At 61.0% G+C, this 14775-nt stretch carries 13 protein-coding genes, 2 pseudogenes and 1 riboswitch; of the genes and pseudogenes, 5 read left to right on the top strand and 10 right to left on the bottom strand.

All coding sequences use genetic code 11. The annotated features are described in order from the left end of the window. Position 1 precedes the first annotated feature (1 nt). Positions 2-1663: a TnsB C-terminal domain-containing protein gene (locus tag KM031_RS22105; RefSeq protein WP_246567487.1), complete on the bottom strand. Its 1662-nt coding sequence runs from the start codon at positions 1661-1663 to the stop codon at positions 2-4. 155 nt (positions 1664-1818) lie between these two features. Here KM031_RS22105 and KM031_RS22110 point away from each other — a divergent pair, with 155 nt between their 5' ends. After that, a complete protein-coding gene (locus tag KM031_RS22110) occupies positions 1819-2790 on the top strand; it encodes a hypothetical protein (RefSeq protein ID WP_215507533.1) in 972 nt (323 codons plus the stop codon). A 42-nt stretch (positions 2791-2832) separates the two neighbouring features. On the opposite strand, the gene KM031_RS22115 is transcribed toward KM031_RS22110, so the two are convergent. The 3 genes and pseudogenes from KM031_RS22115 to KM031_RS22125 form a co-directional block, all read right to left on the bottom strand. Next, positions 2833-4035 (bottom strand): Fic family protein, encoded by a 1203-nt coding sequence (locus tag KM031_RS22115; RefSeq protein ID WP_215507519.1) that lies wholly within the window; start codon positions 4033-4035, stop codon positions 2833-2835. Between the two features lie 186 nt (positions 4036-4221). Beyond that, positions 4222-4500, bottom strand: a pseudogene (locus tag KM031_RS22120) (hypothetical protein); the annotation flags it as partial. A gap of 74 nt (positions 4501-4574) precedes the next feature. Next, a complete protein-coding gene (locus tag KM031_RS22125; protein WP_246567360.1) occupies positions 4575-6020 on the bottom strand; it encodes an ISKra4 family transposase in 1446 nt (481 codons plus the stop codon). Between the two features lie 87 nt (positions 6021-6107). Between KM031_RS22125 and KM031_RS22130 the strand changes: the two are divergent. Continuing rightward, positions 6108-6392 (top strand): annotated as a pseudogene (locus tag KM031_RS22130) (helix-turn-helix domain-containing protein); the annotation flags it as partial. A gap of 78 nt (positions 6393-6470) precedes the next feature. Here the strand turns inward: KM031_RS22130 and KM031_RS22135 are convergent. Both KM031_RS22135 and KM031_RS22140 read right to left on the bottom strand, forming a co-directional pair. Beyond that, entirely contained in the window at positions 6471-7874 is a 1404-nt protein-coding gene (locus tag KM031_RS22135) for an ATP-binding protein (protein ID WP_246567358.1), read from the bottom strand. Then, complete coding sequence (locus tag KM031_RS22140; protein WP_260692250.1) at positions 7871-8596, bottom strand: response regulator; 726 nt, start codon at positions 8594-8596, stop codon at positions 7871-7873. Before KM031_RS22140 ends, KM031_RS22135 begins: the two co-directional genes overlap by 4 nt. A 181-nt stretch (positions 8597-8777) precedes the next feature. Between KM031_RS22140 and KM031_RS22145 the strand changes: the two genes are divergently transcribed. From KM031_RS22145 to KM031_RS22155, 3 genes are all read left to right on the top strand, one after another. Further along, positions 8778-9278, top strand: a complete 501-nt coding sequence (locus KM031_RS22145) for an EF-hand domain-containing protein (RefSeq protein WP_215507518.1) — start codon at positions 8778-8780, stop codon at positions 9276-9278. 207 nt (positions 9279-9485) lie between these two features. Further along, positions 9486-9872, top strand: coding sequence for a DUF302 domain-containing protein (locus tag KM031_RS22150; RefSeq protein ID WP_215507517.1), 387 nt, complete (start codon positions 9486-9488; stop codon positions 9870-9872). A gap of 162 nt (positions 9873-10034) precedes the next feature. Further along, positions 10035-12359 carry a heavy metal translocating P-type ATPase gene (locus tag KM031_RS22155; protein WP_215507527.1) on the top strand — a complete coding sequence of 775 codons (2325 nt, stop codon included), beginning with the start codon at positions 10035-10037 and terminating at the stop codon, positions 12357-12359. A 175-nt stretch (positions 12360-12534) separates the two neighbouring features. Here the strand turns inward: KM031_RS22155 and KM031_RS22160 are convergent, their stop codons facing one another. The 4 genes from KM031_RS22160 to cueR all read right to left on the bottom strand — a co-directional run bounded on the left by KM031_RS22160 (position 12535) and on the right by cueR (position 14774). After that, on the bottom strand, positions 12535-12963 hold the full coding sequence (locus KM031_RS22160) for a YqaA family protein (protein WP_215507516.1): 429 nt from the start codon (positions 12961-12963) through the stop codon (positions 12535-12537). A gap of 67 nt (positions 12964-13030) precedes the next feature. Next, a complete protein-coding gene (locus KM031_RS22165; RefSeq protein ID WP_215507514.1) occupies positions 13031-13828 on the bottom strand; it encodes a CbtA family protein in 798 nt (265 codons plus the stop codon). 18 nt (positions 13829-13846) lie between these two features. Beyond that, positions 13847-14017 carry a CbtB domain-containing protein gene (locus tag KM031_RS22170; RefSeq protein ID WP_215507512.1) on the bottom strand — a complete coding sequence of 57 codons (171 nt, stop codon included), beginning with the start codon at positions 14015-14017 and terminating at the stop codon, positions 13847-13849. A 32-nt stretch (positions 14018-14049) separates the two neighbouring features. Next, a riboswitch (cobalamin riboswitch) is annotated at positions 14050-14273 on the bottom strand. A 12-nt stretch (positions 14274-14285) separates the two neighbouring features. Beyond that, a complete protein-coding gene (gene cueR / locus KM031_RS22175; protein ID WP_215507510.1) occupies positions 14286-14774 on the bottom strand; it encodes a Cu(I)-responsive transcriptional regulator in 489 nt (162 codons plus the stop codon). Position 14775: the final 1 nt, after the last annotated feature.

The raw sequence follows: 14775 nt of genomic DNA on the forward strand, positions 1-14775 counted from the left end.
GCTACCAGGTCTCCACAGGAAAGACGCGGCGGGGTCGGTCAGGTTCTGGTCCGGTATGGGTCGCCTCTGAAACGTGCCCGACATTTTGATACGCCTTCGGCGCGTCTGCGGCGTGTCGGGCCCGGGTCATTTCCCGCAGGTGAGCCTTCGTGGATCTGGCCCCGGCGACCGTTGCCGCGATTTCCCGGCGCAGAAGCGTCTTTTCCTGCGCCGGTCGTTGTTGGCTCTCTCGCATGCGCGCTCGGTCGGCTTCATGCTGCCAAAGGGTGATTGGCATGGTCACCCCGTCCCGCCGCTTTACCGGACGCCAGATCCGCGTGTCGGGATCGGCGATGTAGATCCGGCTGATGTCCCGGGGGTCGTAGCATAGATCCAGAGGTGGCAACCGGTCACGGCGGGCGACGAGAGGCCCAAGCCATTGCTCGAAGTAGTCGATGGCGAACACGCTGACGCCTTGGGGAGAGATGCGGCGTGTTGTGCGGGGGAGAAAGTTGAGCAGGACTTGGTCAGGATCATCGATCGGCCGGTCCGTCGGTGGAAGTCGCCGCTCCCATTCGAGGCGAGGCACGGTCAGCTTGCGCGCGTTCTGGGTCTGGTTGTGATCGATGATTGCCAGGGCAATGCAGCGCTCGAGGGCCGCGAAGGTCAGACTTGCCCGCTTGTCGGACGAATAATCTCCGCGGTCCGCGATCGACCGACCGGTCTTGCCGGGAAGGGAGCGAAGCACCGTGTTCACCTTGCCCAGGAGCCGTTCGACAACGCCACCCCGGTGAACCGTTCCCTTGTTCCGGGTGCGGACGCTGATGCCGAAATCGGCACATCCCGTCGTGAAGGTGCTGCTCTGGAACTCCTTAGCGGAGTCCACGACGATCTGCTTGGGCCGGCCATGCATCGCCCATGGATGGGCAATCCCGCGTTCTGCCAGCCAGTCATCCTTGCGGCACATCGCGTGCGCAAGGCACAATGCCACCGAGAGTCGGGAAGGGCGCTCGAGGGTGAGGCAAAAGCCGATGATTGCACTGGTCGCCACATCGGCGGCGATGGTCAGATAGGGTCTACCCACGAAAACGCCGTGGTCGTCGATCACCTCGACGAACTGGATATCGGCCGGCGTGTGATCGATCTGGACGACGTCAAGGGAGTGGCTGGCGCGGATATATCCCGGACGCGGCTTCAGGCGGTGCAAGTGTTTGCCACCGGAAAGCCGCCGCCGCGCGATCTCCTCGGGGGAGAACAGTTTGGCAATCCGTCTGGCAACCGTGACATAGGCCGGGGGCTTTAGCCCTTCGTCGGCACAGCGCGCGCGGATTTCGTCGACGATCGGGGCGAGATCAGGTTGCTCCGGCTGCAGCCACATCTCCCGCAACGTCTCGGAAATGATGGCTTCAACGCCGATCGATATCCTCGCACGCCGCGCACCGTTTGTTCGCGGCAGAACCGACGACACACGTCGCTCCCCACGATACCGGGCGAGGTGATTGTAGACCTGACGGGTCGACAGGCGCAGTTCCACCGCTGCCCGGCTGACAGCCTCCCGCATTGGCAAGTCCCCGTCCAGAACGCGGTCCAACTCGCGGGCAATCCGAACCGCCTTCGACCAAGCTTCCTCTGAAGCGCGGGAAGCTGCCCGTTCCAAGGGCCGATCTTTGCTGAGCGTTGTCATTCCGCCGTGCCCTTCGAACCCTATTGAAGCCCTAAATGAAATTGAAATTGCAAAGCAAAAACCCTCGCCGCTTCCAGAGCTACCTTGTGGAAATCATGTGAAAACCACGCAGTGAAATCGTGAAGGAAAAGCGACAGTGGTTCCTGCCCGGCCCGATGGAAGTGGAGCCGGATTATCTGCCGCCCGGAACGAGGGCAGAGCTGCGTGAAACCGCAGTCCTCGACGATTGGCGGAAGGCAGAGGCAGGCAATGCCGCCCGTCTCGCCCGTGTGGCTGGCCGGATTGGCGCGCTGGATGACCGTCTGCACCGTGGCCCGGAGGGCTGGCGGCACAGGCTCGCGATGATGGAGGCGGCAGACCTCAGCTGGTTTGTGGGCGACCGAATTGGCCCAGATCGGCTGGCGCTCTGGATATCCATGCGCTTGTCCGGGGTGCAGGACGACACCGCAGCGCTCGCGCGTGTCGGATGGGCGGTGCGGCGTCTTACAGGCGGTCCCGGCCCAGAGGTGGACCTTTCCGCTTTCCTTGATCGCCGTGACCCTGAAAACATGGCTGACGAAGCCGAGCCTTTCGCGGATCGCGCAGGCGGTTGGCTTGACCTGATGGAGCAAGCCGCCGATCTGCACCCGATCACGCGCGCATGCATGGGGTTTCACCTCTGGAGCCTTGCGGGCCTCGGGCAACACGGCGACCGGATGGAAGCGGCGGTAACCGCCGCACGCATTGCCGCCAGCGAAGGCCCGAATTCGAATGGGGGGGCCATCTTTGCGCCTCTGGCTTTACGCGGGGCAGGGGGACTGCGCGCCAGTGGCCCACCGGCTGAGCGCTTAGAGCGTTGGCTCGAGGGAATGGAAACAGCATGCCTGACCGCGATGCGGCACCTCGACGATATCGCGGCATGGTCAGCGCGGGCGGAAACCATGATGGCCCCGCTCTCTGGCAAGACACCACCAGCATTGCGCGCGGTGCTGACCGAATGGCCCGTCGTCTCCGCTCCAATGGCCGAGACCCTGACCGGTGCCAGCCGCGCCGCCGTCCAGCGCAACCTCGCCTGGATGGAAACGCGAGGCCTTATCCGCGAGGTGACCGGGCAGGGGCGATATCGGATGTGGTGCGCCACCGACTGAAAACCGCAGCAATATTTATGGCCTCCAGTAGATCTTCTTCTATTATTCAGGCAGATCCCCGTCAGCGAACAGGTTGGGGAAAAGTCGCTCGCGGTAGTCTAGAGGAAACGCCAAACGCACGGGCGTCTTCGGTGAGGCGGATGACAGGTAGCCGACTGATGTTAGCTTGCTCAGCGTGTTGCGCGCCGTGCGCTCGGAGGTCTTGAGGACGATTTGCGCCTCTCCGCGTTCCAGCGTGCCATACCGAAGGACCGCCGAAATGAGGTCGGCCGCGCGCTTGTCATCGACAGTATCTTCGACCAGACGCCGGTAACGCTTTTCCAGACCGCCTAGGTCAAAGAGCTTGGCCGAGAAGGTAATCTGATCCAGCGCAACCTTCAGGAACCATTCGCAATAGGTCTTCAGGGCGGCCTCAGAGAGGTTACCCCGCCCGTCTCGATCGCCGCGCCGCGGGCTGTCGGCCATGTCCATCATGCGTTTGTACTCGCCACGGTCTGTCAATCCGCGCGCCAGCCCGCGCGAGACAGACCATAACCCTTGGCCGCCGATACCAGCCTCGAGCGCCATGGCATGTGACATCAGGCGGCTGACCCGCCCGTTCCCGTCGGGAAACGGATGGATATAGTTGAGCCGGTGGTGCGCCGAGGCAATGGCGATGATCCGTCCGCTCGCAGAGCGCGCCGCGATCTGAAAGCGTTTGTCGAAATGATCCATGAAGGCCGCAACTCGACCCGAGGAGGGCGGCAGGTGCCGTCCGACGACGACTTCGCTGTCTCCCTCTTGCCGGATACGACCCGGAATGATGGGCTCCGTGCTTCCATCCGGGTGTTCGATGCGGCGGAATTCCTCGGGCATCTCGTCGTAGAACGCCTTGTGGACCCAGGTGAGGAACGCGACGGATGTGGGCCGGAGCAAGATGCCTTCCCGATGCATCTTGTCGATCGACCGCTGGACGATGACATGTGCGCGGGCTTCCAGCGCAAGCGGGCGCGTCTCGGCTTCGAGCTCGGCCCCGGCGAGGGCGCGTTCGATATCGCGCGGGCGCGTGTTGTGCCCCTCGATCAGGTTCGAGTAGTAGCAGTTCATCACCCTGACCAAGTCCGCCAGCTCGGCCGCGCTATCCGGATGCAGCCCCTGTCCAAGCCGGGCTGCCTCGCGCTGAATATCGACCGACAGGTCCGCCAGACTGGCAGGTATCTGCTCCTCGAAGAAGCACGGTTCTATCCTGCCGGGTGTCTCAAGCATTTTTTGCCGATCTTGTAGGGGCGGAACTATCATCCCTTGTTACTCTTTTTGGTCATGAAGTCCAAGAGTTTGCCGATGTGTCTTGCCGATCATCGTTGCCGACATCAAGCATAGGTGCCGAGGCAGAACATTTACAATAACCGGAGAGGTTTCGTCTGGCTCGCGGGGGCGCCAACCACTCCACCGTTACCGCGGAATTTCTCCGGCCAACACGGCCCGTCCATGGACCGCAAGGGTTGCCGTGAACCTCGGACATCCGAACTGCCGGATGACATCGAAGACACGCGCATCGTAGGCAGCTTGCCCGATCAAGCGACACAGGTCCGATGCGTGGAACTGACGGTTTGGGCTTGGCGCAGCCTGGATCTGATCGAGCAATTCACGTTCTTTTGGATCAATTGTCCGTTTCGGGGTTGGAGTGGGTTCCGAGCGAAGTGGAGTTCCCGGTGCAGTGCGCCATTGTCGCGTAGCCCTTAAATGCGGTATAGGAAAATCAACAAAATCAAAGGGGCGGCTTGAGACCGTTCAACTACCTGGGGTCATGCGGCACGCTGAAAGAGCGGTAAAGGCACGAACGGCGAAATGATAGTCTGCTTTGGTTGAACGGGCGGCCGGTAGGCGAGACGTTCCGCAAGATCGCAATTGGCAAGGGCCACGCGAACTTGAAGGAGCAGGTTAGCCCCGCGTTCCGACCAACGCATCTGCTGCTTTTTGACCATTCGCCTTGCGACCAAATTGTTGACGCTCGCTTCAGCGGCCGTTGAGGCGATCCGTCTCCCTTCGCGATATCTTGCGCCGTAGTTGGTTATCGAACCCCGGTTCTGCTCAATGTAGGTGCGCAAGTTTAATAGACCGCCTCGTAGCGTGACGATCGTGTAGCTGCTCTGTTCATCTGCCTTCAGGTCGTGAAACAGTCGACCGATAAGGTCAATTGCCCTGTCTCTTTGACCATTCCAGAGACGCCATCTCACCGCTGCTATGTCTTCCAGAAGCTCCTCCCGCTCGTTCGGCGGTAGTCGTTGCGCCAACCACGCGGCAGTCTGCTCGATGGGGCGCAGCTTCATAGCAATGTGAAACCAGTCGAGGATGTGCGTCGCCGGCTGCGGGAGAGCGGATTTCAAGCGCTTCAAACAGTCCTCACCGTCAGAAATCACGGTGATATCGCCCTTGCCTTCGTATCCGAGACGTTTGAGGGCAAGCAGCCCTTCTGCCCTCATTCTCCGTCGCGATGTACCTGAAAAGGCGAACAGAACTCCTCGGTCGGATCCGACCCCGCCACGACTTGCATGGCAGATGACCGCTTCGAAACTTCGCGTCTCACGGCCGCGGATCTGCGGGATGTGTGCAGTATCGATGCTAAGGACAAATTCCCGTTCTGGGTCTTGAGGCAGCGGCAGCTCACATTGACGACCCTCCTGCGCATCAACTTGTTCAAAGAACATGCGCTGTTCTTCTTTTTCTTCCAGTCGCTTACCTACTGCCAAGGTGCGATGTCGCAGGGTCGTGTGCCGAGTTGGTGTCTGCCCCGGCAGGAATTCGGCCAGAACTTCCGCCGCTGCCCGGTAGGGCATAAGTGCGCCAAGCTTAGCAGTAAGCGTCATCAGTTCTGCAGTTGCACGGTCAGGGCAGAGCTCAGAGACCGGGGTAGTTGTGAAATCAACACCGGGCATGCAGCGGCGGCAGGGGTATAACCGCGGGCTCTCTACGGTGACAGCGCCGTAAACTGTCTGGATCGTTCTGGTCGAATAGTCCTTGATCGGCCGCTTTCCGCCACATCCCTGGCAATGACGTCGGAACAGAACATAGAGGGCACACTGCTGCTCGATGATGTGCCGTTGAAGCGAGGCCATGATCGTCTTGCCATCGTCAATCGAAAGGCCGACGCTACCGTCGATCAGATTGTCAAAGTTCTTCTCGATCTCGAACTCGAACCGGCGACCTCGCGTGATTTCGTCCGAACCCTCAATACTGATTTTCCAGCGCATCCTTCCTCTCCTCTGCCAAGACTGGCAGCGAGTAGAGCGCGGTTCGGCCAGAAATGCACCCCAGGTAGTTGAACGGTCTCACGCGACAACGGGATGAACAACGCTTGCCTCGCAGCAATGCGGCACCTCGACGATCTCGAAATATGGTCCACCCAAGCGCAGACTGTCATGTCGGTATTGTCTGGCCGTACGCCTCCAGCTTTGCGCGCTACTTTGACCGAGTGGCCGTTGGTCTCTGCACCGATGGCAGAGACTCTGATCGGTGCCAGCCGTGCGGCTGTCCAGCGAAACCTAGCTTGGATGGAGGCGCGGGGGCTGATCCGCGAGGTGACCGGCCAGGGGCGTTTCAGGATGTGGCGTGCGGCGGTTTAGCGGCCAGATTTGACCACAGCCTTCTCTGACGCTCGGCTTCGATAGCCCAAGAATGTTGGGCGCTCTTGTGAGGTGAGATCACGCATCACCGAGAGGCAAACGTACAACTGCTTCCAGTCCACCTGCCAGCACATTGCGGAGCACGACTGTCCCGCCGTGTGCCTGAATGATCGTGCGGGCGATTGCCAGGCCGAGGCCGACGCCGCCGGTATCTCGGCTGCGAGACCCTTCCAAGCGTACGAACGGCTCAAAGACCGCTTCAAGCTGGTCTCCGGGCAATCCCTGGCCCTTATCCGCGATGGTGATGACGGCCAATCCCGGCGTTCGGTCCAGCTTTACCATCGCAACCCCGCCATAGCGGACAGCATTGTCGATCAGGTTCCTTAGAGCACGGTTCAAGGCGTGCGGGCGGACGGTGATGGGCAGAGGCGACGACGGGGCAAGATTGGCTCGTTCTCCCCCTACATCGTTGACCAGATCAGCCAGCAGGACGGCAAGATCGACTTCAGCGGCGGGTTCTGCCCGCGCAACCCCGCGTGCGAATTCCAGTGTCGCCTCGACCATGGCCTGCATTTCCTCGACCAGTGCCTTCAGCCGTACGCTATCCTCGGTTTCGTCCAGCATTTCGATCCTGAGCCGCATTGCTGTAAGCGGCGATCGCAAATCATGACTCAGGGCGGCGAGCATGTGCGTGCGCTCGTTCACGAAGCGGGTCAGTCGGGCCTTCATCCGGTTGAAGGCCTGCGTGGTCTCGCGCACCTCGGATGGCCCCGTCGTCGGCAGCGGATCGGCATCAAGCCCACGGCCCAAGCGGTCGGCGCCAACAGCAAGAGCACGCATCGGGCCGACGACGCGCCGCGCAGTCCACCAGGCCACCAAAGCTACCGCAACCGCCATTAACACCACCGGCAGCAGGGCCTGCGGAGTTAATTGCAGGGCAGGGCGGTAAAACATCGTGCGCACGTTCAGCCAGTCGCCCGCCACAAGACGGATCGACAGCGTCAGCTCAATGGGGTCAGTCCGCCCCGCCATCATCGTCTCATGCATCGGGCGCATGGACGCAGGTACTCCCTCTGGTAATGGCAGGGACGCGAGGGACAGCGCATGAACATCGGCGCGCACTTCCCGTTCCGGCTCGCCAAGGATCTGGCGGATCTGGCCCAGAACCATGTCCGCCTCGGCGCTGTCGTGGGACGCTGCGGGCTCCGGTCCGACTTCAAACCGGACAAGCGGAGAATTTGCCGCGCGGAGTATCGACATGCGCAGATCAGTGGGGGCGCCATCCAGAAGCAAGACAACATTCGCGGCGCGCCCTGCCGCCTCCAGCCCGAGGGCTGCACGAACTGCACGGTTCCGTTCGTCTGTCAGCAGCAACAGGCCAAGCCCCTGTGTGATGGCCAACGCCAAAAGCAACATGATCAGCAACTGCCCGCCAAGAGATTGCGGGAAGAGCTTGCGCAATATCGGGAAGCGCGCGCTCATGGCATTGCACTGACATCTGCGGCGAGGCTGTAGCCACCACCCCAGACCGTTGCGATCAGTGTAGGCTTGGCCGGGTCGGCCTCGATCTTGCGGCGCAAGCGGCTGATCTGGTTGTCGATGGTGCGATCGAACACCTGTGCGGCGCGACCCGATGTGAGATCGAGCAGTTGTTCGCGACTGAGCACGAAGCGCGGCCGTTCCAGAAACACCGTCAGCAGACGGAATTCCGCGGTTGTCAGAGGGACCTCGATGCCATTGTCGTCGGTCAGGGTCCGGCGGTCGGTATCAAGCACCCATCGGTCGAAGGCCAATCTGTGCCCAGCAAGGCTGCCACCAACAACTTCCGGCCGGTCGGATCGGCGGAGGATCGCCTTGATCCGGGCCAGCAACTCACGCGGATTGAAGGGTTTGGGCAGGTAGTCGTCCGCGCCGACCTCCAACCCCACGATACGGTCAGTTTCATCACCCAGGGCTGTCAGCATCAAGATTGGAATGGCGCCCTGTGCGCGCAAACGTCGGCAGACCGAGAGGCCATCCTCGCCTGGCATCATCACATCCAGCACGATCAGATCGAATTGACCCACCTTCATCGCCGCATCCATTGCGACGGCATTGGCGGCAGACGTCGCGCGCATGCCGTTCTTTTCCAGATACTTCACCAGGGCATCGCGGATATCGCGGTTGTCATCGACGATCAGAATATGCGGCGGTTGGGTCATCATCTTGTCTCCTGATGTCGACCCTAGCTGAACGCGGTGGTGCTGCGGACAGAAGATTGTCGCAAACCTCTCTCAGGACCGTGGCTTGCGACAGTTTGATACAAAACAGGCCTCGTCCTGACAAACCTGTGGGACACCTCGCTCCCAGATTGGATCCATCGCAATCTGATCCAGGAGAGACAGAATGAAACGTTCGACAAAATTCGCCCTCGCAACCGTTGCCGCCCTTGGCGTAGCCGCTGTAGCCGTACCGGTCGTCGCGCAGCAGGGCCAGATGCAGCATGATGGTATGATGGACGGAAGGATGGGCATGATGGGCCAGCATGGCGGTATGATGGGTGGCGCCATGGGAATGATGGCCGGCGGCCAGAGCTATGCCATGGCCACGTTCGATACCAACAAAGACGGCACGCTCAGCCCCGAGGAAATGACAGCCGGGATTCAGGCTGAACTCAAGACCTACGACACCGACGCCAACGGTACATTGTCGCTGGAGGAATTCGCGGTGATGCACGCGGCTCACACCCGACCGATGACCGTGCGTGCCTTCCAGATGCACGACGCCGACGGTGACGCACAGGTCACGGAAGCTGAAATGGCCGCCATGGCAGAAATGATGCAAAGCCACATGGGCGGGCAGCAGGGCATGCCGGGCATGGGTCATGGGATGATGGACAACGACTGACGCGCTTTATTCTCCCACTAACTGGGCAAATCTCCGGTTAGCGGGAGGAATCCCAACACAGATCAGGAGGCCATGAAGATGAACGGCTACGGTATGGGATTTGGAATGGGCTTCGGCTGGCTCTGGATGATCGTCACCCTTGTGCTGGTCGGCCTCGCGATTGCGGCGCTGGTCAAATACTTGCGCAAATAGCGGAAGGGAAACCCGATGGACTATACGTTCAACCGGCTGATCACCGGCGCGGATTTTAACAAGGTCGACGCCCGGACCCGTGCCGCGCTGGCGGACAATGGTTTTGGCGTGCTGACAGAGATCGACGTCAAGGCAACGATGAAGAAGAAGCTGGACGTGGATATCCCAGCCTACCGCATTCTTGGGGCCTGTAACCCGAAGATGGCGATGGAAGCCATAGGGATGGAGCCGCGCGTCGGTGCGATGCTGCCCTGCAACGTTATCCTGCGCGAGGTCGAAGGCGGCGTTGAGGTAAGTTCGATTGATCCGGTGGCGTCGATGCAGGCTATCAACAATCCCGCATTGCATGCCGTCGCAGGTCAGGTGCGAAACCTACTGGCCAAAGTTGTTGCGGCAATTTGATTGCACCAGAAGCTGCAATCTTCGCTTGACCTTCCATTGATGGGAAGGCGCATCGTGAGTCGGTAGGCCTTTGCATCTGCCTTCGCGCGGCACTGACCGCGATAGGAGAACGCTATGAAACCCACCGATCCGCACAGCAGCCACGCCCATCCAGACCCGGATATGCCCGAGGGCCAAGGCGTTCCAGAAATTGGTACCGGGCCAACGTCCATTGACCCAGTGTGCGGCATGACCGTCACGTTGAAACCTGACACGCGGACCGAGGCGTTTGGCGGCAAGGACTTCCATTTCTGCTCCGGCAAGTGCCAGACGAAGTTTCAGGCCGATCCGTGGTTCTACGCCTCAGGCCGTGCGGCGGGTCGCAAGAAAGCTGCCCCAGCCAATGTCCAGTACACCTGCCCGATGCACCCCGAGATCATCCGCGATGCGCCCGGCTCGTGCCCGATCTGCGGCATGGCGCTGGAGCCGATACTGCCCTCTGACGAGCCCAGCCACGAGTTGACCGATTTCACCCGACGCATGTGGATCTCAGTTGCCGCGGCGGTGCCGCTGATCGTGTTGACGATGGGAGAGTTCGTGGCCCTGCCGGTGCGCGACTGGATCGGGCATCAGGTGGCCAGTTACCTGGAGTTCGCGCTGGCAACTCCGATCATCCTTTGGGCGGCCCTTCCCTTCTTCAAGCGAGGCTGGGATTCGCTGGTGAACCGGTCGCCCAACATGTGGACGCTGATCAGCCTTGGGGTGGCGGCGGCCTACCTCTATTCGCTCGTCGCGACGTTTCTGCCTGGCGTGTTCCCTGAAGTCTACCGGATGGGTCACGGTGTTGGCACCTACTATGAAGCGGCGGTGGTGATTGTGGCTCTGGTCTTTGTCGGCCAGGTCTTGGAACTGCGCGCCCGCGAACGCACCGGCGATGCAATCCGCGCGCTTCTCGACCTCGCGCCGAAGACGGCGCGGCGCATTCTGCCGGACGGCACCGAATACGATGCGCCTTTGGAGAACATCATGGAGGGCGACCGTCTGCGCGTGCGCCCTGGCGACGCTGTGCCAGTCGACGGCGTGGTGATCGAAGGTCATTCATCCTTGGACGAAAGCATGCTGACCGGCGAGTCGATGCCGGTCGAAAAAGGTCCGGGCGATGCAGTGACCGGGGCCACCATCAACAAGAACGGAAGTCTTGTTATCGAGGCTGGCAAGGTTGGCGCCGACACCGTTTTGGCGCAGATCGTGGCCATGGTGTCGAACGCGCGTCGGTCGCGTGCACCAATCCAAGGGCTGGCGGATCGGGTGTCCGCAATCTTCGTTCCGACCGTAGTTGGGATCGCATTACTGGCCTTTGCGGCCTGGATGATCTTTGGCCCCGAGCCAGCCCTGGTCTTTGCCATCGCGTCGGCGGTGTCGGTGCTGATCATTGCCTGCCCCTGCGCGTTGGGTCTTGCCACGCCAATCTCGATTACGACGGCGGCTGGACGCGGCGCTCAGGCGGGTGTGCTGATCAAAGACGCTGAGGCGCTGGAGCGGATGGCGGGAGTCGATACGCTGATAGTCGACAAGACGGGCACGTTGACTATGGGCAAGCCCAAGCTCACCAATACGGTGACGCTTGGGGACGTGGCAGTCAAAGACCTGTTGTCCCTTGCTGCGGCGCTGGAACGTGGGTCGGAACATCCGCTTGCCGAAGCCATTGTTGAGGGGGCTGACGCGCAGGGCGCGTCCCGGCAAGAGGCTACTGGATTCGAGGCGGTCACTGGCAAGGGTGTGCGTGGCAAGGTCAATGGTCGCGCGGTTGCGCTTGGCAACGCAGCCATGATGCAGGAAATGGGCTTGGACACTGCGCGCGCGGAGACGCAGGCGGACACTTTGCGCGCCGAAGGCAAGACCGCGATGTTCATTGCTGTCGACGGTGTGCTCGCAGGCATCGTCGCTGTCGCAGATCCGATCAAGGCGTCGACCGCACAGGCGATCAAGGAACTGCATGCCCAAGGGCTGCGCGTTATCATGGCGACCGGCGACAACGAACGCACCGCACAAGCTGTAGCGGGCAAGCTCGGCATAGATGAGGTGCGCGCGGGAGTGTTGCCCGAGGCCAAGAAAGATCTGATCGACCAGTTGCGCCGTGAAGGTCACAAGATCGCCATGGCCGGCGACGGCGTGAATGACGCGCCTGCGCTGGCGGCAGCGGATGTCGGCATCGCCATGGGTACCGGGGCTGACGTCGCGATGGAAAGCGCGGGCATCACGCTTTTGGGTGGCGACCTGATGGGCATTGTCCGAGCGCGCAAGTTGGCACGCGCAACCTTGCGCAATATTAAGCAGAACCTGTTCTTTGCCTTTGCCTACAACGCACTTGGCGTACCGATCGCAGCCGGGCTCCTTTATCCGATAACCGGCCTTCTTCTGTCGCCGATGATCGCGGCGGCGGCGATGAGCCTGTCCTCGGTCTCAGTCATCACCAACGCATTGCGTCTGCGCAGGGTTGATCTCTGAGGGGCAAGTCTTAGCTGGAAAACCGTACACTTGGGAAAGGTCTGCGAGACCGAGCGTCAAGCCGAGCCGGACAGGGTTTCGAAAAGAACCTGATGCCCGGAACCGCACTGACGGCCTTTGATTGCGCCAGTATCCCAGTTAAGAGAACCTGCCCTTTGGGAACTATCCGTGACGATCAGACGACCGAAAGCGTCACGAACGCAAGAGCAGCGTAGCGACTGAACTTCGCAAGTGTGACGATCAGTATAAACCGCCAGAGCGGTTCCCGCATCATGCCTGCGGCAAGCGTCAGAGGGTCACCGATGATCGGCAGCCACGACCCGAACAGGCTTACCCACCCCCAACGGCCATACCAGCCCTGGGCCTGAACAATTTGCCTTGCCGAAAACGGGAAACGTCGATGGTCGGAGAAGCGCATCAGAAACCGTCCGATGGTCCAGTTGACCGCCGCACCAAGGACGTTGCCCGCCGTTGCGACCAATAGAAGCAACCAAACGGGCTGTGTCCCGGCGAGAAGCAGTGCAACAAGCACGGCCTCGGACTGTGCCGGGATCAACGTGGCGGCGATAAACGCTGCGAAGAAAAGACCCGTCAGAGCAAGCATCAGTTCAGGTCGCCGTTGGCCGGCAGCGTTGCGGGCGGCCCGGCTGAGGACGTTGTTCGCACAAAGGTCACGTTCTTCCCGGGCGATCAAGGTCAGGTCTCGCTGTGTCGGCATGCCGACCGGGCAAATTCTTGCGAACCGCTGACAAACCAGACATCCGGGCCAAAGTCATGCCGAGCACGATCCAGCCAACAAGATTGGTACCGATTACGCGGGCGGAAAACAGCGCCGAAAGTTCTGGTGGCACGACTGCGGCAAGGTTCTCGTCAATAGTTGGTGCTCCTACGACATGAGGCAACAGTCCGATGACCAAAGCGGCAAGAAGCGCTGGCGGCTTGTGCCACAGAACGATCAAGCCCGCGCCTGCGCACGTGGCGATGGCAGTCGAAATCCACCAGACCTGACGTGCTTCAAGGTCAGCCGCCGGCATGCCGGGAAGTTCCGGAGGTAGGCCAAGTGCAGGTGCAAGGCAAAAGGCCGCAAACCCGATCAGCGCAATGCCAGGCCATGATACGTGCTGCGTCCGGCCGACGGCCGGGAGGGCTGCAACTGCGGCAGAGGCCAGAAGGCCAAAGCCGCCCCATGTGAGGACCAAGAACAGCATGGTCTGCAAATTGCGCGACACGTCTAGGCTATTGCCTGCAACCATGTCTGGATGCGCGTTGCCGACAGTAGCAGGTTCTTCAGCAGCGATAACTGTCGTTTTTGATGGTGCTGCGTCAGTCACCTGCAGAACAAGCTCACCAGTCTCGTATCGTTCGGCCTGACCGATCAGGGGCTGGATCAGCCAGAACTGCAACACGGCCGTCACGAGGCCCGCGACTGCACCAGCAATCAGCCCGCTTGAAAGCAGGGTCTTGGTCATCGTCAATCTCCTGTCAGATCAGTGGCAGGGAAAGCCGGTGGCGTGCCGGGTGTCATGCGTCGAGGCGTGCAGGGTATCCGGTGACGAGAACCCGGCGACAAACAACAAAAATGTCCCCAGAAAGGCCGTGGTCAGGATCGGGCGCAGCATGCCCGCAGTTTGCGTGATCGCTTGAGTGGTCGTGGTCATGGCTATCTCCGCCCGTCACACCCGACGGGATGTTGTTACAGTGGCGTCCGGCCGGTCTCCTGGCTCGCGGGGTCACACGTCCCTTCGCCTTCCCGGGCAATTTGGCCCAGTGGCATAATGAATGGACGCTACCGCATACAGTCGCGGGGGCGGCTGGGGCTTCGGGTGCCGCAATTGGGTCCACCCTTCCCCATTCCCGATTGAGTTCGGGGGTTCTACACCCCATGAACGCCGAGCCTGCAGACCGTCACGCTTCTGTGGTGCAATGTCAATCCACGGGTTGATGTTGGCGTGGGCGCGCATCGGCCAGTCTTCCAGAACGAGACAGACCAGTCTTCTTCTCTATTTCAGCCCTACTTGCGGGGCTGGGGCCATTCCCGAGGTCAGCCAGAATTGGACAATCTGGCCGATGATCCCCGCAGCATTCATCGGCGAGTTGCTGCAAGGTTTCCATCATGGCCTGCATCTCGCTGATTTTCCGCTCCAGCCCGGTTATCTGCTCCTGTGCCAGACGCTTCACGTCGCTACTCTGGCGGGATCGGTCTCGCCAGAGCGCCAGCAGTTCCTCGATTTTCTCTACCGGAAAGCCAAGGTCGCGAGAGCGCCGGATGAAGCGCAGCATTTGCACTTCGGTATCAGAATAGACGCGGTAGCCCGAACCGGTGCGCCCTGCCGCAGGGATTAGGCCTGTAGACTCGTAGTAGCGGATCATCTTGGCAGATACGCCCGAGGCTTTTGCGGCTTCACCAATGTTCATG

It is taken from the genome of Gemmobacter fulvus (assembly GCF_018798885.1).
Lineage (GTDB): Bacteria > Pseudomonadota > Alphaproteobacteria > Rhodobacterales > Rhodobacteraceae > Gemmobacter > Gemmobacter fulvus.

Excerpts from the sequence above, each read along its gene's own strand:
- KM031_RS22135 (WP_246567358.1), bottom strand. The coding sequence starts at position 7,874 with ATGAGCGCGCGCTTCCCGATATTGCGCAAGCTCTTCCCGCAATCTCTT.
- KM031_RS22155 (WP_215507527.1), top strand. The coding sequence starts at position 10,035 with ATGCCCGAGGGCCAAGGCGTTCCAGAAATTGGTACCGGGCCAACGTCC.
- KM031_RS22145 (WP_215507518.1), top strand. The coding sequence starts at position 8,778 with ATGAAACGTTCGACAAAATTCGCCCTCGCAACCGTTGCCGCCCTTGGC.
- KM031_RS22165 (WP_215507514.1), bottom strand. The coding sequence starts at position 13,828 with ATGACCAAGACCCTGCTTTCAAGCGGGCTGATTGCTGGTGCAGTCGCG.
- KM031_RS22115 (WP_215507519.1), bottom strand. The coding sequence starts at position 4,035 with ATGCTTGAGACACCCGGCAGGATAGAACCGTGCTTCTTCGAGGAGCAG.
- KM031_RS22160 (WP_215507516.1), bottom strand. The coding sequence starts at position 12,963 with ATGCTTGCTCTGACGGGTCTTTTCTTCGCAGCGTTTATCGCCGCCACG.
- KM031_RS22105 (WP_246567487.1), bottom strand. The coding sequence starts at position 1,663 with ATGACAACGCTCAGCAAAGATCGGCCCTTGGAACGGGCAGCTTCCCGC.
- cueR (WP_215507510.1), bottom strand. The coding sequence starts at position 14,774 with ATGAACATTGGTGAAGCCGCAAAAGCCTCGGGCGTATCTGCCAAGATG.
- KM031_RS22170 (WP_215507512.1), bottom strand. The coding sequence starts at position 14,017 with ATGACCACGACCACTCAAGCGATCACGCAAACTGCGGGCATGCTGCGC.
- KM031_RS22110 (WP_215507533.1), top strand. The coding sequence starts at position 1,819 with ATGGAAGTGGAGCCGGATTATCTGCCGCCCGGAACGAGGGCAGAGCTG.
- KM031_RS22125 (WP_246567360.1), bottom strand. The coding sequence starts at position 6,020 with ATGCGCTGGAAAATCAGTATTGAGGGTTCGGACGAAATCACGCGAGGT.
- KM031_RS22150 (WP_215507517.1), top strand. The coding sequence starts at position 9,486 with ATGGACTATACGTTCAACCGGCTGATCACCGGCGCGGATTTTAACAAG.
- KM031_RS22140 (WP_260692250.1), bottom strand. The coding sequence starts at position 8,596 with ATGATGACCCAACCGCCGCATATTCTGATCGTCGATGACAACCGCGAT.